This is a genomic window from Pedobacter psychrotolerans (assembly GCF_004340665.1).
Taxonomy (GTDB): domain Bacteria; phylum Bacteroidota; class Bacteroidia; order Sphingobacteriales; family Sphingobacteriaceae; genus Pedobacter; species Pedobacter psychrotolerans.
Genome location: NZ_SLWO01000004.1, coordinates 67,641 through 87,052 on the forward strand (window position 1 = coordinate 67,641; position 19,412 = coordinate 87,052).

15 protein-coding genes are annotated in these 19,412 nt (G+C 37.2%); 8 read left to right on the plus strand and 7 right to left on the minus strand.

Features of this window, described 5'->3' with window-relative positions:
• Nucleotides 1-58: 58 nt before the first annotated feature.
• The 3 genes from EV200_RS10750 to EV200_RS10760 all read right to left on the minus strand — a co-directional run bounded on the left by EV200_RS10750 (nt 59) and on the right by EV200_RS10760 (nt 4,127).
• On the minus strand, nt 59-796 hold the full coding sequence (locus tag EV200_RS10750) for a (Fe-S)-binding protein (RefSeq protein ID WP_132533254.1): 738 nt from the start codon (nt 794-796) through the stop codon (nt 59-61).
• A gap of 18 nt (nt 797-814) precedes the next feature.
• Entirely contained in the window at nt 815-2,122 is a 1,308-nt protein-coding gene (locus EV200_RS10755) for an MFS transporter (RefSeq protein ID WP_132532404.1), read from the minus strand.
• 106 nt (nt 2,123-2,228) lie between these two features.
• On the minus strand, nt 2,229-4,127 hold the full coding sequence (locus EV200_RS10760; protein ID WP_132532407.1) for a RecQ family ATP-dependent DNA helicase: 1,899 nt from the start codon (nt 4,125-4,127) through the stop codon (nt 2,229-2,231).
• Between the two features lie 111 nt (nt 4,128-4,238).
• Between EV200_RS10760 and EV200_RS10765 the strand changes: the two genes are divergently transcribed.
• Both EV200_RS10765 and EV200_RS10770 read left to right on the plus strand, forming a co-directional pair.
• Complete coding sequence (locus EV200_RS10765; RefSeq protein WP_132532410.1) at nt 4,239-4,493, plus strand: hypothetical protein; 255 nt, start codon at nt 4,239-4,241, stop codon at nt 4,491-4,493.
• A complete protein-coding gene (locus EV200_RS10770; RefSeq protein ID WP_165877914.1) occupies nt 4,490-7,717 on the plus strand; it encodes an amidohydrolase family protein in 3,228 nt (1,075 codons plus the stop codon). The genes EV200_RS10765 and EV200_RS10770 overlap by 4 nt, the downstream gene beginning before the upstream one ends.
• Nucleotides 7,718-8,047: 330 nt before the next feature.
• Here the strand turns inward: EV200_RS10770 and EV200_RS10775 are convergent, their stop codons facing one another.
• Nucleotides 8,048-10,243 carry a B12-binding domain-containing radical SAM protein gene (locus EV200_RS10775; protein WP_132532413.1) on the minus strand — a complete coding sequence of 732 codons (2,196 nt, stop codon included), beginning with the start codon at nt 10,241-10,243 and terminating at the stop codon, nt 8,048-8,050.
• A 136-nt stretch (nt 10,244-10,379) separates the two neighbouring features.
• On the opposite strand from EV200_RS10775, the gene EV200_RS10780 reads away from it, so the two are divergent.
• Entirely contained in the window at nt 10,380-11,096 is a 717-nt protein-coding gene (locus EV200_RS10780; protein ID WP_132532416.1) for a hypothetical protein, read from the plus strand.
• Between the two features lie 56 nt (nt 11,097-11,152).
• On the opposite strand, the gene EV200_RS10785 is transcribed toward EV200_RS10780, so the two are convergent.
• Complete coding sequence (locus tag EV200_RS10785) at nt 11,153-12,343, minus strand: BaiN/RdsA family NAD(P)/FAD-dependent oxidoreductase (protein ID WP_132533258.1); 1,191 nt, start codon at nt 12,341-12,343, stop codon at nt 11,153-11,155.
• Nucleotides 12,344-12,398: 55 nt separating this feature from the next.
• Here EV200_RS10785 and EV200_RS10790 point away from each other — a divergent pair, with 55 nt between their 5' ends.
• The 4 genes from EV200_RS10790 (at nt 12,399) to EV200_RS10805 (ending at nt 16,049) form a co-directional block, all read left to right on the plus strand.
• Complete coding sequence (locus EV200_RS10790) at nt 12,399-13,538, plus strand: 5-(carboxyamino)imidazole ribonucleotide synthase (protein ID WP_132532419.1); 1,140 nt, start codon at nt 12,399-12,401, stop codon at nt 13,536-13,538.
• Nucleotides 13,539-13,629: 91 nt separating this feature from the next.
• A complete protein-coding gene (purE, locus tag EV200_RS10795; RefSeq protein WP_132532422.1) occupies nt 13,630-14,148 on the plus strand; it encodes a 5-(carboxyamino)imidazole ribonucleotide mutase in 519 nt (172 codons plus the stop codon).
• Between the two features lie 80 nt (nt 14,149-14,228).
• Nucleotides 14,229-15,035, plus strand: a complete 807-nt coding sequence (locus EV200_RS10800) for a helix-turn-helix domain-containing protein (protein WP_132532425.1) — start codon at nt 14,229-14,231, stop codon at nt 15,033-15,035.
• Nucleotides 15,036-15,107: 72 nt separating this feature from the next.
• Nucleotides 15,108-16,049 (plus strand): nitrilase family protein, encoded by a 942-nt coding sequence (locus tag EV200_RS10805; protein WP_132532428.1) that lies wholly within the window; start codon nt 15,108-15,110, stop codon nt 16,047-16,049.
• A gap of 71 nt (nt 16,050-16,120) precedes the next feature.
• Here the strand turns inward: EV200_RS10805 and EV200_RS10810 are convergent, their stop codons facing one another.
• Nucleotides 16,121-16,684 (minus strand): YqgE/AlgH family protein, encoded by a 564-nt coding sequence (locus EV200_RS10810; protein WP_132532431.1) that lies wholly within the window; start codon nt 16,682-16,684, stop codon nt 16,121-16,123.
• 46 nt (nt 16,685-16,730) lie between these two features.
• Here EV200_RS10810 and pdxH point away from each other — a divergent pair, with 46 nt between their 5' ends.
• Nucleotides 16,731-17,381 (plus strand): pyridoxamine 5'-phosphate oxidase, encoded by a 651-nt coding sequence (gene pdxH, locus EV200_RS10815; RefSeq protein WP_132532434.1) that lies wholly within the window; start codon nt 16,731-16,733, stop codon nt 17,379-17,381.
• Nucleotides 17,382-17,798: 417 nt separating this feature from the next.
• On the opposite strand, the gene EV200_RS10820 is transcribed toward pdxH, so the two are convergent.
• Nucleotides 17,799-19,406, minus strand: a complete 1,608-nt coding sequence (locus EV200_RS10820; protein ID WP_132532437.1) for a RagB/SusD family nutrient uptake outer membrane protein — start codon at nt 19,404-19,406, stop codon at nt 17,799-17,801.
• Nucleotides 19,407-19,412: the final 6 nt, after the last annotated feature.

Sequence of the window (19,412 nt, forward strand, 5' to 3'; positions counted from 1 at the left end):
AAAAGGTTTAATACGGAATACAGATTTCAAGAAATAGAAACTACAAACCAATCAAAATTTAGTATTCCGTACTTTCTAACCAGCCATTGCACAAAACATCAGCAAGATGCATGGTTTTGATAGGCAGGTTATTTTTATCGATATAGCCCTGCAAATGTAACAGGCAGGATAAATCTGTAGAAATAATGTAATCAGCATGTTGCGCCATGGCATGATTTACCTTTTGTTCGGCCATCGCCGAAGAAATCGCATCGAACTTAACTGCAAATGTTCCACCGAAGCCGCAGCACATATCGGTATCCTGCATTTCCAGCATTTCCAGTCCATGAACTTTAGACAAAAGCTGACGTGGTTCATCTTTAATTTTACATTCTCGTAATGCACTGCAAGAATCGTGATAGACGGCTTTACCTTCCAGCTCTGCCCCGAAATAATCTTTTTTGGCAATATGAACTAAAAAATCAGAAAGTTCCCAGATATTGGATTGTAAACTTCTGCACTTATTATGTACGATTGTATTGGTAAACAAATCGTTATAACCACCCTTTATCATCCCAACACAAGAAGCGGAAGGTGCAACTACATAAGTATTTTCTGTAAAATCATTTAAGAACTTAGTTCCCACCTCTTTTGCTTCATCCCAGTAACCAGCATTGTAAGCAGGTTGTCCACAACAGGTTTGTTTTGAATTGTAGGTAACTTCACACCCTGATTTTTCCAGTAACCTTAACGTATTAAAAGCGGTTTCCGGATAGAGTTGATCTACAAAACAAGGCACAAATAATTCTACTTTCATCATATTCTTCGGGCAAACTTACGGTTTTACTATTTCTTTACTTACTGTTTTTCTTAAGATTAGCAAAAAGACTAATCCTACAATAAAAAATGATGCTAAAGCAATAATGGAGTAGCGAATGTTTCCTGTTAAATCTTCGATGTAAGCAAAGCTAAATAAGCCAATTACGATAGCCAGTTTCTCGGTAACATCATAAAAGCTAAAAAATGATGTGGTGTCTGGTGTATTTAATGGCAAATATTTAGAGTAGGTAGAACGAGATAGCGACTGAATTCCACCCATAATTAAACCAACAATTGCAGCCAGTGAATAAAACTGATATTCACTAGTAATATAATAACCATAAACACAGCAGCCGATCCAAACCAGAACCACCATGATCAAAATGTTTATATTGCCTATTTTCTTTGCCAGATAAGACATCAATAATGCTCCGGGAATGGCAACCAACTGAATAATCAGAATCACCGCAATCAGTTTTGCAGTACCTAATTTTAGTGTTTTTTCAGCAAAACCTGCGGCAGCCAGCATAATGGTTTGTACGCCCATAGAATAGAAGAAAAAGGATAAGAGAAATCCCTTTAATCTTTTAATTTGTTTCAACTGCGCCCAAACCTTTGTTAATTCACTAAAGCCATCTTTAATGATATTGGTCTTGATTTTTGATACTTGTGGTGTTCCATCTGGCAAAACACTAAATGGAATTTGTGAAAAGGCGATCCACCACACGCCTACCAATAAGAATGATAACCTTGGGGGGAATGATGCGTCTGTAATGCCGAACCATTCTGGTTTTAATACGAATAGGAAACAAATCAATTGAAGCAAAACCGACCCGATATATCCGTAAGAAAAGCCTTGTGCACTTACGCGATCCTGATGTTCCTCTGTAGCGATTTCTGGCAAATAAGAATTACTGAACAAAACACCACCTATATAGCCCATCGCCGCGACTGCGAAAAATATGATGCTCATTTCGAGTGTATCCAGTTTAAAGAAATATAATGCCATACAAGCCAGACCACCCATATAAGTAAAAAACTTCATGAATGATTTTTTATTCCCTCTCCTGTCTGCAATGGACGAAAGGATGGGCAAGGCCATTGCCATAATTAAATAGGCAAATGACAGTGCATAATTAGAAAGCGAAGTGTTTACAAAGGTTCGTCCGAAGAAAGTTACCTGATCACCATGTTCTTTTGTGGTGGTAATGATGGTATAGTAGGCCGGAAAAATAGTCGATGTAATCACCAGATTATAGGCTGAGTTTGCCCAATCGAAGAAAGCCCATGAGCGGATGGTTTTCTTATTGTTTTTTTCTATCATTATATTTCGCTTCGCGGATGATTACAGAGATTGATTAATGATTACAAAACTAATATTTTATCGATCACTTTAGTTAGCTCTTTTAACAGTTTTCAGTTTCTAATTCTCATATCTCGAGATAATACTTCTTCCCATCAGTTTTAATCTTGCCAGCATCTAATAATTCGCGAATGGCATTGATGCGTTCGTTTTCGGTGCCGTTCTTTATTCCGGTTACCAGATCATCTAAATTTAAAGGTTGCTGCTGCAATAAGGAAACGATTTCGAAATCAATCTCATCATCTTTTTGATGATCATTTTCTGCTTTTTTTTCTGCCAGGCAAACATCGCAAACGCCACATTTTGAAGCATGCTGTTCGTCAAAATAGGCTAGTAATTGAATGCTCCGGCAAATATTTGTAGACGCATAACCAATCACCGCATTTACCTGCTTGAGTAAGATTTCTTTGCGTAGTTCGAGATATTTCACATCCAAATCAAAATGATCCATATCTACACGAGGCCGAATATACTGTAGTTGTGGTTGATCAGTTTGCTGAATATAAGTGAGCAATTCTAGTGATTGTAATTTATTCAATAAGGCAATAATATCATGATATGATAAACCGGTTCTCTTGGCTAAATCTGCTTCTTTTATATTTATAAAACCATCAAAGGCACCACCGTGTGATCTTAAAATGGTTTTGATCATACCATCATAGGCTTTATTTTCAATTTGAAACCTGTAAATGTCCTCATGACTGGCGATAAACATCATCCGCGAAGGCAGAAAAACACTTTCTGATAGGGTGAGATAGCCATCATGTTCCAAAAACTTCAGGGCAGATATTGTTTTTAAGACACTAATATTAAAACGTTTACAAAAATCAGCGATATCAAAGGTAAAGGTTAAGCCTTCCCCGGCACCAAAAGCCAATTGGAAATAATTGCCTAAATAATGGTAAATTTTACGAATTTCATCTGGAGCAGGAAAACTATCAATATAGCGTGATTCCAGGTTCATGATATCAGATTGATTGGCGAGTAAAACGGCATAGCTTCTTTTTTCGTCTCGCCCGGCCCTCCCCGCCTCCTGATAATAAGCCTCTAAGCTTTCGGGTAAATCTAAATGCACTACCGTTCGTACATCGGACTTATCAATGCCCATTCCAAAAGCATTTGTAGCCACCATGATACGGGTCTTATTTAATTTCCAGTCTTCTTGTTTTTGAAAACGGACATCCCTTTCTAAACCTGCATGATAAAAATCAGCTTTAATTTGATTTCGATTTAAAAAGTTCGACACCTCCGCCGTTTCCCGACGATTACGGACATATACCAACCCTGTTCCATTTACATTTCTACAAATTTCCAGCAGTTTTTTGTATTTATCCTCCTTATTGAAAACTACATAACTCAGGTTATCTCTGGCAAAGCTTTTAACAAAAACCTGTGGATCTTTCATCTCCAGCTTTTCAATAATATCCTGTCTCACAAAATTAGTAGCAGTAGCAGTAAGTGCTAAAACTGGTACATCAGGTAAAATTTCTCTGAGCTTGGAAATTTGTTGATATGGTGGACGAAAATCATAACCCCATTGTGAGATACAATGCGCTTCATCAACCGCAATCAGATTTACATTCATATAGGAAATCCTTACCCTCACCAGTTCAGAAAGTAATCTTTCTGGAGACAGGTATAAAAATTTGATTTTCCCGTAAATGCAATTATCCAGTAAAATATCAATTTCGCGTTTACCCATTCCTGCATAAATGGCAATCGCCTCTATACCTTTTGATTTCAAATTCTCGACCTGATCTTTCATCAAGGCAATTAATGGCGAAACCACAATGCAAATACCTTCTTTTACTAATGCAGGAACCTGAAAGCAAACAGACTTGCCACCGCCAGTGGGCAAAAGCGCTAAACTATCTTTTCCTTCCAAAACTGAATTGATAATATCTTGCTGTAGCGGTCGGAAGGCTGTGTAACCCCAATATTTTTGTAAAATCTCTATGGCTGTCATAAATCGGCGGTATCAAAACTATAAAATTTAAATGTAAAGCAATAGTATATTTACAATTGGCATAAAACCATTTTTACAAAAGATTATTAACTTTGTTAAATACTTAAATAAATGCTGGAAAGTCAGCTCACAAAAATTATAAGCTTAATTAGAAATGCCAAATGGAGACAATCTGTTGTAAAAGAGTTGGCTGAATTTTTATCAAGAAATAATCCTATTAGCAGTAGTTTTTTTGAGCGTTCCGTTACAGAAAATATAAAACTCTTGGCAGTGCTGAGAGAAATGCTTCAAGAAATTGAAAACATAACTCCCAAAAAAAGATACCACAACAAAAAATACACGAACTATTCCGGTAATATAAAATGAAAAACCTTTACTTTCTCTCTACGCTTACTCTCCTATTTTTCACGTCAAATGCCCAGGAAAAGAAATGGGATGTAGAAAAATATCAAGGTACAACCAAAAATTTCACTTTGAATACAGATGAAGGTACCTGGATGAACCTGGATGTGAGTCCTGATGGGCAAGAAATTGTATTTGATCTGTTAGGTGATATTTACACGATTCCAATTTCAGGAGGCCAGGCAAAATTAATTAGTGGCGGCATAGCCTATGATGTGCAGCCAAGGTTTAGTCCGAATGGCAAATATATTTCTTACACGAGTGATCGAAGCGGAGGTGATAATATCTGGATTATGAGCCGTGATGGTTCAAACAAAAAACAGGTGACCAAAGAAACTTTCAGGTTATTAAATAATGCCACCTGGATGCCGAATAGCGAATATCTGGTAGCGCGTAAACACTTTACAGCAGGGCGCTCTTTGGGTGCTGGCGAAATGTGGATGTATAATATAAATGGTGGCGAAGGTGTTCAGCTAACCAAAAGAAAAAATGATCAGCAAGATGCTGGAGAACCGAATGTTTCGCCTGATGGAAGATATGTCTACTTTAGTGAAGATGTAAGCCCGGGGCCAAATTTTGAATACAGTAAAGACCCGAACGGAACAATCTATGCCATTCGCCAACTGGATTTAACCACGGGAAAACTAACCACATTGATTAATGAGCAAGGTGGTGCATGCCGTCCACAGGTTTCACCAGATGGAAATATGATTGCCTTTGTAAAACGTGTTCGTTTGAAATCGACGCTTTACGTTCAGAATATTAAAACGGGTGAAGAGTGGCCTATAAATGAAGATTTATCTCACGATCAGCAAGAAACCTGGGCTATTTTTGGTGTTTATCCGAATTTTGCCTGGACTCCAGATAGTAAAAGCTTGATATTTTACGCCAAAGGAAAAATAAGGAAGACAGAAATTGGCAACTTGATTAATTCGACCATTCCTTTTCAAGCCAATACTGTTCAAACCATACAACAAGCCTTACATTTCGAACAGCAGGTATTTAACAACGAATTCACAGCTAAAATGCTGAGGCAAGTAACCACATCACCTGATGGCAAAACAATTATTTTTAATGCGGCAGGATATCTTTACAGGCAAGATTTACCTTCCGGAACACCTGAACGTTTAACGAGCAGCTTGGATTTCGAATTTGAACCAGCATTTAGTCCAGATGGAAAGTTTATTATTTACACCACCTGGAGTGACGAACTGCGGGGCGCAATCAAGAGAACAGACTTAAAATCAGGTAAGACAATTACTTTAAGTGATGAGAAAGGCTTTTATTATTCACCGCAATATTCTACCAAAGGTGATAAAATTGTGTTTAGAAAAGGAAGTGGAAATGATGTTTTAGGGTACAATTATGGCCGAGGAACTGGAATTTTTATCATGCCTGCTAGTGGTGGCTCCAAAACGCTTGTTTCTGAGAATGGAATCCGTCCACAATTTAACAATACCGATACCCGGATTTATTTCCAAAGTTATGCTGATGGAAAGAAAGCCTTAAAAAGTATTGATTTAAATGGCGGAAATGAAAGGACACATTTTACTTCGCAATATGCAAATCAGTTTGTCATCAGTCCTGATAATAAATGGCTGGCCTTTAATGAACTCTTTAATGTGTATATCACCCCGATGATTAATGTTGGAACTGCTCAGGATGCATCTGCCGGAAATAAGGCCATTCCTGTTACAAAAGTAACAACCGATGGTGGAACATATATTCAATGGAGTGCCGATAGTAAAAACCTGCACTGGACTTTAGGACCGAAATATTTTACTGTGGATGTGAACAGTGCCTTTAATTTTGATGGCAGCACACCAAAGACACAGCCCACTTCTATAGATATTAATCTGGTTTTAAAATCTGATGTACCTACGGGTATAGTAGCGCTAAAAGGTGCGAGAATTATCTCCATGAAAGGTGATGAAGTAATTGAAAACGGAACCATTTTAACTGATGGCAATAAAATCACAGCCATTGGGAAAGCAGATGAGATAACTATTCCATCCAAGGCTAAAGTGATTGATGTAAATGGGAAAACTATTATGCCTGGAATCATTGATGTTCATGCACATTTACGTACAAGTCCTGACGGGATTTCGCCTCAAAGCGATTGGAGTTACCTTGCTAATCTGGCTTTCGGAATAACTACATCACATGATCCATCCAGCAACACAGAAATGGTTTTTAGTCAAAGTGAAATGTTAAAAGCCGGCAGAATGATTGGTCCACGGGTTTATTCTACAGGTTCTATTTTATATGGTGCTGATGGTGATTTTAAAGTGGTGATTAACAGTTTAGATGATGCTCTGGCAAACTTAAAGCGATTAAAAGCTGTTGGTGCATTTTCCGTAAAATCATATAATCAACCCCGCAGGGAGCAACGCCAGCAAATTTTAGAAGCAGCAAGACAATTAAAAATGGAAGTGGTACCTGAAGGTGGTTCTACATTCTTTCATAATATGAATATGATTGCCGATGGACATACCGGAATTGAACACAGCATTCCGGTTTTACCAGTGTATAAAGATGTAACCACGCTTTGGAACAATACTGAAGTTGGCTACACCCCTACTTTGATCGTAGCTTATGGTGGCCAGTGGGGCGAAAATTATTGGTACGACCGTACCAACGTTTGGGAGAATGAAAAATTAATGGCTTATACGCCTCGTTCGATTATTGATGCGAGGGCCAGACGCAGAACCACATCAGAATATAGTGACTACAACCATATTGATATTGCTAGAGCAGCCAAAAAAATTGCAGATGGTGGTACTAAAGTAAATTTAGGCGCTCATGGGCAAATTCAGGGATTAGGTGCACATTGGGAATTATGGATGTTTGTTCAAGGCGGTTTTACACCACTGCAAGCCATTCGAAATGCTACTTTAAATGGTGCGAGCTATTTAGGAATGAGTAAAGAAATTGGTTCATTGGAAGTTGGAAAGCTAGCCGATCTAGTAATTATGGATGCAAATCCTTTAGATGATATCCGAAACTCGGAAAAGATTAAATATGTGATGATTAACGGTCGTTTATATGATAGTGCGACCATGAACGAAGTAGGAACACGAGAAAAACTTCGAAGTAAATTATGGTTCGAAAATGCAAGAGGAAATGGATATGTGGTTCCAAATGGTGAATCAGAAACCTGGACGTTTACGGTTCCGCATTGCGATTAAATTTTACCATATAAGGAATGTAAGTAAATATAAGGCGAATGAGCTTATATGAATCTTATATGCCTTATATGCCTTATATGGTCAACTAAGCTTTCATTATTAATATAAAATTTTATCACAAGTATGTGCTGTCTTTCTTAGAAAGAAAGACAGCCTATTTATTATAATGAACCTTATTATACCATCAATCCAAAGTCACTTGAACCTATAACTCTTGCAATTGATATTTCACCATATAAGGAATGTAAGAAAAAATAAGACGGATGAGCTTATATGAATCTTAGATGCCTTATATGGTTACTAACGTGAAATTTATCGAGAGTAAGCAAATTATAACACCAATAACCCAAATTCCCGCAAAGTATTAATTGGTTTAGCATACCAGAACAATTCAAAATTTTCCATTTCACTTTCATAATTATTCTTTACTTCCTGAAAAGTAAATACTTCTTCATTATTGACTGAAATTTTATCCAGAATAACACTCAGCCATATACCTTCATTTTTACTGGTTTGGATGGTAAAAGTTTCCTTCTTATGGTGAAAGATGAGTGAGGCCATTTCCCATGAATTACCTTTTTTAGTTTTGGTAAAAAAATCTACTTCAGGTTTTGTACCTAACCACACTACTTTTGCTGTGGGCTTGGTACTGAAATTATGATCTTCGTTTAATGCGCCTTCTATAAAATCGGAAGGAATTTTTGTTCTTGGAATTTTAAAATCGAACCAGTCCTGAAGTTCATAATCGAAGCAAATCCCATGCATAAAATTGAACAATGACTTTTTTAATCCAAAGCTGAATTTGTTATGATCAATGCCTGTTTTATCAACGTAATTAATATCATTATTTGCAAATGTGCCAATCGTTTCGGTTTCTTTAACTACCCCAAATTTTTCTGGATACAAACCTACTGGACTATGTGCCGTCATGGCAAATTGATGCCAGAAACCCGATTGCAAAATGCCAGCTTCGAACAACTGTCGAACCATTTCCAGACTATCAACTGTTTCCTGAATGGTTTGCGTGGGATAACCGTACATTAAATAAGCATGAACCATAATGCCAGCCTCTGTAAAATTCCGTGTTACCCTTGCAACCTGTTCAACGGTTACGCCTTTCTCGATTAATTTCAATAAACGATCTGAAGCGACTTCCAATCCGCCTGAAACAGCAATACAACCAGATGCTTTTAAAAGCAGACATAAATCGGCGGTGAAGCTTTTCTCAAAACGAATATTGGTCCACCAGGTTACTGCCAAGCCACGACGAAGAATCTCCAAAGCAACCTCACGCATCAATGCGGGTGGTGCAGCCTCATCTACAAAATGAAATCCATTTTGCCCAGTTTTTAGCGATAATTCTTCAATACGATCGACAATTTGTTTTGCCTGAACAGGTTCATAAACTTTAATATAATCTAAAGAGATATCACAAAATGTACATTTACCCCAATAACAACCATGGGCCATGGTTAATTTATTCCACCTTCCGTCGCTCCACATGCGGTGCATCGGGTTCACGATTTCGATTACAGATATGTATTTGTCGAGAAGTAAACCCGAATAATCAGGTGTCCCCACATCAGCCTGTTTGTAATCCTTTCTAAATGAATCGTTTTTGTAAGTAACAGCTCCATTTTCGAGCAAGAACGTACGCTTATACATCTGCATTTCTGCTGGCACCGTTCCACTGATATTCTGAATCAGTAGTTCTATTGGCAGCTCACCATCATCAAGGGTTATAAAATCAAAAAACTCGAAAACTCTGGGATCAGAAAGGGAACGGAGCTCTGTATTCGGAAAACCACCTCCCATTGAAATTTTTATTTCAGGATGATGCTTTTTAACCCATTGTGCACAACGAAAGGCACTGTATAAATTACCTGGAAATGGAACAGAAATCAGAAATAATTTAGGTTGAACAGTTTCGATGTATTCCTTTAAAATGGAAATCAGAATCTGATCAATGTAACTGGGTGCTTGCTCCAAAGCGCTATAGAGCTCATTAAAAGAGCTTGCACTTCTGCCTAATCGCTCTGCATAACGACTGAAACCAAAATTTTCATCTACACATTCAACAATATAATCGGAGATATCTTCCAGATAAAGGGTGGCAAGATGTTTGGCTTTATCCTGCGTACCCATTGTACCAAAAGCCCAGTCCAATTCTTCCAATTGTGCAAATCGCGATGCCTGAGGTAGAAAATCATCTCCACAAATCTGTAGTGCTAATGTTGGATTTTTTCCCTGAAGAAAATGAATAACAGCATCGATGGTTTTTAAATATTCACTTTTTAAAGCCAAAATACGCTTGGCATTAGCACTCAAAGGTTTGGTTATTGGCGTATTAAAAAGTGTAATTAAGCCTTTTCTCGAAAATAGAACGAGAATCACTTCAATGCCTAAATCTGCTTGGGTAGCGCGGATATCTTTCGTATTTAGAAAACCTTTAATATACGCTGTTGCTGGATAAGGTGTATTCAGTTGTGTAAAGGGTGGCGTAATGGCAAAGATTTCTGTTCTCAAAAGAAAATTATTTTCTGCAAAAGTAAGTGAATTTTAAGACTTCTTGTCGACAAATCATGCTGCTTGTAATTAAATGAACTAAACTAAAACCACTATCCAAACGTTTTAAAATTACATCAACACCATTACTACCTGAATGAAAGTTTTCCATTTTCTTTTAATAATGCTATTGGCGCAAATCAGCTTTGCTCAAAAATCATTTATTTTCCCAAAAGTAAAGCAGCAAGGTTCTTCTATTGAACAACTTACCCCGAATAACTGGACAGTAATTGAAACGGCTCAAGGCGATTTGAACAATGACCAAACTGAGGACTTAGCTTTGGTTTTTGAATCCAATCAGAAGATTGATGAAACCCGAACATATGGCGATAACAATTCTGAAATCATAAAGGAAACACAGAAACCACGCATTTTAGCCATTTATTTCAAAGATAAAACAGGTGGCACATATCACTTATCTACACAGAATAACGATTTTATTTTACGATCTGAAGAAGGTGGAAGACTCGGAGATCCTTTACAACGAGTAGAAATTAAAGATCAACAACTATTTTTACGCTTTAGAGGCGGTAGTGAATGGCGATGGGAATTGGGCTATACTTTCAAGTTTCAAAATAAAGATTGGTTCCTCACCAGCGCGATTAACCTTTATTATAACCAGAACACTGGTGATATGACAGAAAGAATTTACGATTTCACTTCCCGACAACTCTTTACCACTGTTGGTAATTTACATCGCCGGGATATCGCCAATCAAAAAACCAGTGAGGTATTATTTTTCAGTCAGTTGAGAACATTCAAAACCTTTAAAAAACCTTGGGCCTGGAAAATCATGCCAAATGTTTATTTATGATATCCTAAGCCTATTTCAAACCTGATAGGTTTTTAAAATTTATGAGGTTTAATGATTTAAATCTGCTGCGCAATTACAAAACCACTTGCCCAGGCCCATTGGAAATTATAACCACCAAGCCAGCCTGTTACATCCAAACATTCGCCACCGAAGAACAGGTTAGGAATTTTTTTACACTCCAGCGTTTTAGAAGAAACTTCATTCGTATCAATTCCGCCACGCATTACCTCCGCTTTATCATAACCCTTATCTCCCGCCGGTTTCACTTTAAACCGATGAATGGTTTCATCAATTAATTCAATTTCAATTTTAGTTAATGAAGCAACCGGCTTACTTAAGGGTAAAAACTTGCCTAAGGCATCCGTTAACTTTTTAGTGTAAAAACGGTTCAGTAAGGTAGAAACCAAAGTTTTTCCATTCATTTTACGCTCCTCATCCAGTAATAGCAGTATGTTTTCTCCGGGAAGAAGATTTAAATTAATGACCTCCCCCCTACGCCAGAAGGAGGAAATCTGCAAAATTGCCGGACCGCTCAATCCCCAATGTGTAAAAAGAATATTTTCTTCAAAAGAAATCTCATCGTTACTCACTTCACAAAAAACCGAATTACCAGAAAGCTGTGAGAACCATTCTTCGTTTTTCCCGGTGATGGTTAAAGGAACTAAAGCCGGAGCGGTTTCTATAATTTTTAATTGGTGTTTCCTGGCAAAACGCAAGGCAAAATCAGTGGCACCCATTTTAGGGATTGGTAAGCCTCCTGTGGCAATCACTAATTTCTCTGCACGGAGGGAAATGGTTTTTTCATTTTTCTGGTAAGTTACTTTAAAGCCATCAGGTAAAACTTCAATCTCCTTAACATCAGCTTTGGTTCTGATTTCTTGCCCAAAATCGGCACAAGCAGAAGTAAAAACATCTACCACATCCTTTGCATTCTTACCCTCAGGAAACAGTTGTCCCAATGTTTTTTCTTTACCCTGGATACCATAAGTCTCGAAGAAACTGATGGTATCATCAACAGTCCATTGGTTAAAAGCTGATTTGATAAAATGAGAATTGGCAGAGATAAACTGCTCGGCAGATGCAAACTGATTGGTATAATTGCAACGCCCGCCACCAGAGATTAAAATTTTAGCGCCAGGTTTTTCATTCTTTTCCAGAATGATAACCTTTTTGCCCAGATAGCCTGCCTGTACAGCACACATCAAACCACAAGCACCTGCACCAATAATAATCGCATCTGCATCCATCATTTAAACCTAAATTATTACTTTTGTACAAAATTAGCATAATTTTCAACCCCTCATGGCAAAACAGATAAGCGAATTAAAATTAGGTATTTTAGGTGGTGGACAACTAGGCAGAATGCTTATTCAGCAAGCAATCAATTATAATGTAACTTCTTTGGTTTTAGATCCTGATCCGGATGCACCTTGTAAACACCTGGCAAACTATTTTGAAAATGGTTCGATAACAGATTTTGACACGGTTTACAATTTTGGCAAGAAGGCGGATATAATCACCATCGAAATTGAGAAGGTAAATATTGAGGCTTTAGAACAACTGGAAAAAGAAGGAAAACAAGTATTTCCGCAATCGAGAGTGATTCGTTTGATTCAGGATAAAGGGGTTCAAAAGCAATTTTTTAAAGAGAATGATATTCCAACCTCTCCCTTTCAGATTGTAAATACTAAAGAAGATATTGAAAACAGCCAGATTCCTTTTCCATATATTTTAAAGTTGCGTAAAGATGGATATGATGGCAAAGGGGTAATGAGAATAAATAGTGCTGATGATTTAAACGATGCATTCGACGCACCTTGCATCATTGAAAAATTGGTTGATTTTGAAAAAGAAGTAGCTGTGATTGTAGCCAGAAATGCTAAAGGCGACATGAAAACCTTCCCGATGGTTGAAATGGAATTTAACCCGGAAGCTAACCTGGTTGAGTTTCTGATTTCACCTTCTACTTATGCAGAAAGCCTGCAACAAAAGGCAGAAAATATTGCTAAAAACATTGCATCAGCAATGAACATCACAGGTATTTTAGCCGTTGAAATGTTCGTATCAAGAGATGGTGAGATTTTAGTAAACGAAGTGGCCCCTAGACCACACAATAGCGGCCACCACACCATCGAAGGAAATTATGTTTCTCAGTTTGAACAACATTTAAGATCTATCTATAATTTGCCTTTGGGCGATACCACTAGCATTACTAATGCGGTTATGATTAATCTGTTAGGCGAAAAAGGTTCAGAAGGAGTAGCTCGATATGAAAATCTGGAGAAAATATTAGCTATTGATGGTGTCTTTGTTCACCTCTACGGTAAAAAGTACACCAAACCTTTCCGTAAAATGGGGCACGTTACCATTGTTGATATTGATAGAGATAAGGCGATTGAGAAAGCGAGATACGTTCAAAATACATTAAAGGTAATTGCGTAAGCCCCCCAGCCCCCTAAAGGGGTAGTTTACAAACAATGTGGAAATAGCAAAACATCAAATAAATTTTTAGATAAGATATAAACATATAGATATGAATGATGGAAATTCAGGTTCCCCTTTAGCGGCGGAGGGATTCTTAGTAGGAATAATTATGGGTAGCAAATCTGATTTGCCCGTAATGCAAGATGCCGCTGATATCTTAAAAGAATTTGGAATCAGTTATGAAATTACAGTTGTATCTGCCCATAGAACGCCAGAACGCATGTTTAATTATGCTAAAGAAGCTCACGGAAGAGGTTTGAAGGTAATTATTGCGGGTGCTGGTGGTGCGGCTCACTTACCTGGTATGGTAGCCTCTATTACCACGTTACCTGTAATTGGTGTTCCTGTAAAATCTTCCAATTCAATTGATGGCTGGGACAGTATTCTATCCATCCTACAAATGCCCAATGGCATTCCTGTAGCTACTGTAGCCTTAAATGCTGCGAAAAATGCGGGCTTGTTGGCTGCTCAAATTTTGGCAACAGCTGATGAATCTTTAAGTGTAAAAATGCAGAATTATAAAGACGAGTTGAGAAGAAAAGTGGAAGAGAGTGCTCTGGAAATGTAATAATCACAGAAAGTCTAACATTTGGAAGTCAGAAAAAAAAATTAAAATACCTTTTATCTATTTTAATTTCGATGTAATTCATGCAAATACCGCCATCACTAGCTCTCAGCAATATTGTTAGACACTACCTGATTCTTTCAAGAGATGTCTGCGTAAAACATGATTTCAGATTTTTTTCTGATGGAAGTCCCGGAATTGTTTTTCACAGGAAAATACCCTTTTCACAGAAAAATAAATTAGATGGTAATTTTAGTGCACAACCTAAATGCTTTGTATACGGACAGATTACACAGTTTAATACCTTATCAACCACTGCAGAAACAGATATGCTGATTGTTGTTTTACAACCATTTGCCCTATTTAAATTGTTTAATATTGCTGCTTTTGAGGTTAATGATGAAACCATTTCGTTTGATGAATTAACTGGTCATTCTGGCCGTTTACTTTTAGAAAGAATTCAGGAACAACCTGAAAATGGCGCAGCTATTCATTTGATTGAAGATTTTTTGTTAGGGCTGCGTATTCAAAATACTCATTATGACAAGATAATTTTTACTTCGCTCCAGCATATTTATGCCCGGAAAGGAATGAGCAGTTTAACAAAAATGCTAAAAGAAGTTCCTACAACTGAAAGACAGCTGGAAAGAAAATTTCGTGAACACATCGGCTTAAGTCCAAAAAAGTTCGCAGATATTGTCAGGTTCAGATACTTACTTAAATGCCTCAAACAAGCAAATCAGCATACAAATATATCATCAATTAGTTATAGTTGTGGCTATTATGATCAATCACATTTAAATAACATCTTTAAGAAATTTACCGGCTTAACGCCACTTCAATACCAAAGCAACAGTAATTTACTTGCGGTTAATTTTCTTTTGCTTTAACATATTGTCGCTTTTTTCCAATTTTTAAAATAGCTTTCTACTCATCTTCGTATTAACAATTAAGATAACGAAATGAAAAATTTAAAAATTGCTACTGCACAGTTTGAAAACAAAAGTTACGATAAAGCTTACAATCTGAGTGTTATAGAAAAACTTTCAAAGGAAGCTGCAGAAAAAGGTGCCAAAGTCATTAATTTTCATGAATGCTCCCTTACAGGTTATACTTTTGCCAGAAATTTAAGTAAGCAGCAGATGCTGAAGCTAGCGGAAACTATTCCTGATGGCCACAGTATTAAGGTATTAATATCTATCGCAAAGAAATATCAGATTACAATATTGGCAGGGTTGTTCGAAAAAGATCACGAAGAAAACTTATATAAAGCGCATGTTTGTGTTGATGAAAAAGGTTTTGTAACAAAACATAGAAAACTTCACCCTTTTATCAATCCAAACCTTTCTGCTGGAACAAGCTATACAATTTTCAATATTCATGGATGGAAGTGTGGAATTCTGATTTGTTATGACAATAATATTATTGAGAATGTACGTGCCACGGCACTACTTGGAGCTCAGATCATATTTATGCCCCATGTAACCATGTGTACGCCGTCTACAAGACCAGGTGCAGGCTTCGTTGATCCAGAATTATGGACGGATAAAGAAACAAATGCTAAACAGCTGCGTGAAGAATTTGATAGTTTAAAAGGAAGACGGTGGCTGATGAAATGGCTGCCTGCACGTGCTTATGATAATGCCATTTATGCAGTTTTTTCTAATCCTATCGGGATGGACGATGACCAGTTAAAAAACGGATGCTCAATGATTATTGATCCCTTTGGTGATGTAATTGCAGAATGTAGATCACTAGAGGATTCTTTTGTGATAGCAGAGTTAAATCCGGAAAAATTAGTTCAAGCCGGAGGTCATCGCTATTTGGAGGCGAGAAAGCCAGAATTATATGGAGAAATTATAAGCAAAGCCCATAAAAGCGTTCAAAAAGTGATATGGCGATGAAACAGTTTACAATTTCCTGTTGATCGTTATCAGTTAAACTTATCTAATTAATGGATAAGTTTAACTAAAACTTAATTCAAACTCGGATCAATTGGAAAATTGCTCACATGCGCATATTTTGGTCCTAGATTGACAATGACATCCCTCCAAAGTTTTTCATCGTCATTCCCAAAAATGAGGTCAAGATCAGAAACCTCACTTACCATCCAGGCATTTTGTTCCAATTCTCTGTCCAGCTGCCCGTTATCCCAGCCTGAATATCCCATAAAAAACTTAACTTCACTCTCATCAATGGTATTAGTATTGATTAAAATTTTAAGTGTTTCAAAATTTCCTCCCCAATACAAACCATTGCCAATTGGTTCACCACTTTGCAGTTTATCATAAGCGCGGTGAATAAAATGTAAAGTATCTGCAGCCACTGGTCCACCAAAATAAATGTGGTTTTGTGCCTCCCATAAATCCTGAATTACATCTTTCAAAACAACGTTAGCAACCTGATTTAAGATATAACCTACAGAACCATCATTACCATGCTCGGATAATATTACGACAGATCTTTTGAAATTAGGATCAGACATAAAGGGTTCGGAGATTAATAAACGGCCTGTTTTTGGTTTTATATTGTTAAGCATGATGATAATCATTTGTAGCACCATAAAAGATGCCTATTTTTGTTTTATGCAAGTTACTAATGAATATCTACAAAACCTGCGCCAAGAATATAAAAGCGCCACGTTGGATGAGTCTGACGTAGATAACAATCCTATTACCCAGTTTAAAAAATGGTTTGACCATGCTGTTGAAGCCCAGATTTACGAGCCCAATGTGATGACTTTGGCAACCGCTGATAAATCAGGCCGACCAGATGCCCGAATCGTGCTTTTAAAAGGTGTTGATGATGACGGATTTAGGTTCTTTACCAACTATTTAAGTGCAAAAGGTAAAGATTTAAAAAGAAACCCTTATGCTGCATTGGTCTTCTTCTGGCCGGAGCTGGAACGCCAGGTAAGAATTGAAGGAACGGTAGAAAAGTTGGATAAAGAAACTTCAGAAGCCTATTTTAACACCCGTCCGGTGGCTAGTCAGATTGGTGCCATTGCATCTCCACAAAGCCAGGTTATCCCAAACAGGTCTTTTTTAGAAGAAAAATTTGAAGAACTAAAATCTAAAAGTGAGGATAAAAATATTGTAAAGCCTGCACATTGGGGCGGCTATATTGTAAAGCCTACACGAATCGAATTCTGGCAAGGTAGAAGAAGCCGATTACATGATCGCGTGAACTTTGAATGGATCAAGAATGAATGGGTTAAAAGTAGATTAGCACCATAAATATTAGTTTAAAATAAAATAGAGATCTGCTATCCAGCAAGATCTCTATTTCTAACTAATCATTAACTAACCTAATTTTCAAGGAAGTATTTTTATATAAACGTTGAACTTGATTTTTCAACGGTAAATCTTCATTTCAATTATCAAGTAATAAATTTTGTTTTACTTGATAGATCAAATATCATCAGAAATTAAGTCAAAATAAAACATGTATCGGTGAACAATTGGTATTTATCGATTAAAGAAAATTAGGCTGAATTTTTAACTTTTTCTTAACAAATTTTAACTTTATAGTTTTGTTATTCAGTGCATTATACTGTATTTAAACAATAATATATTTAGTTAAAAAATTATCTGTAAAATCAAAAGCCATCCTGTATTTAGGATGGCTTTTGTAATAAACAAATTATTGAGAAATTAGTAACCAGGGTTTTGAGATATATTTGGATTGGCATTAAGTTCATCTGTTGGAATCGGCCAAACGTATCTGTAGTCGCTATAAGCAATTGCAGCTTTTCCTGCAGCGGTAGTTGGTCTTAAGGTTACATCCCAATTGGAACCAGTTCCACTTAATGCTGTAACCAGAATCTTCGCCGGAATTCCACCACCTGCTACCTGAAAATTAGCTTCTTTAGAAAGCCTGGTAATGTCTGGCCATCTTCTTCCCTCGCCAGCAAATTCAATTCTTCGCTCATTTAATATGGCCTGAGTGAGTGCTGTCTGCGAAGCAAAACTAGCAATAACGTATTGACTAGCCACCGGAACGGCTCTATTTCTAACTGCATTTAAAAGATTTAAAGCTCTGGTATCTAAAGCCGTAGTCCTGGAATAAGCCTCAGCCACATTTAATAAAACCTCAGCATATCTGATAATTGGTGCATAATCCGTCTTATTGGTGTAATCTCTATACTTATAATTGAAGAAATATTTGGCTCCGGTTGTAGTTTGTTGTACTTGTAAAAGAGTTCTTCTGGTATCGCCAGTTACCCAAAATGAAGCATTGTACAAGTTAGGGTTGGTCGCCACCAAACCACGTCCACCTAAACTGGCCGGACCAAACATATTAGGTAATGCTCCATTTGTACCACCATTTGCAGCGGCACTATTTTCAATAGAAAAAATAGATTCTGTGTTGTTAGCAAAGCTTGTAAAAGGACCATCAGCTGCTGTTGTTAAAGCATAATTACCAACAGCACTGGTATACGGTCCTGCTGCTGCTGAAGTACCCAACTTCGCTCCTTCTGCTATTACACCAGCAAAATCGTTCATATGTAATTTTATACGAGTTTTCAAAGCAATTGCCGCCCCTTTTGTAGCCCTTGTAATGGCATAAGTAGATCTGGTTGCTGGTAAATTTGTTTCTGCATAATCCAGATCAGCTAAAATTTTAGTATAATCTTCAGCAACAGTTCCCCTTGGTACAAGAACTTCTGAGGTTACAGCATCTGTTGAATTCACAGCAACCGTTCTGTAAGGTATTCCAACATTACTTCCATTTCCATCTACGTATGGACGTGCAAAATTGATAACCAGTTCATGATGAGCCAAAGCCCTTAAAAAGCGGGCTTCAGCGGCATATTGTGTGGATACAGCAGAAGTTATAGTTCCCTTTGCAGCAGCTGATTCTACCCCGGCAATTAAGATATTACATTGGTTAATTAGTGCGTACAAATTACTCCAAAGGTTAATGTTATTAGCTGTTGTAGCGGTATATGTCGACTCATAGGTGATTTGATAAAACGTAGCCAGATTGACCATGTCCTCTCCTCTCATTTCTCCTTGCTCAATTGCAGCGGCACCAAATGGATAACCACGACCTGTACTCCCATTATAAGTACCTACTGCTGCCGTACTATACACACCTGCAGCAACTAATTCTATATTTGCTGGCGTATCAAAAGCTGTAGCTTCTGATAGCGAATTAATAGGATTTAATTCCGTGTATTTCTCGCAAGAACTTACTGATAATATGATTGAAAGTAAGGCTACGTAAGTAAATTTATTTTTTATTTTAAAATTCTTCATATCTGT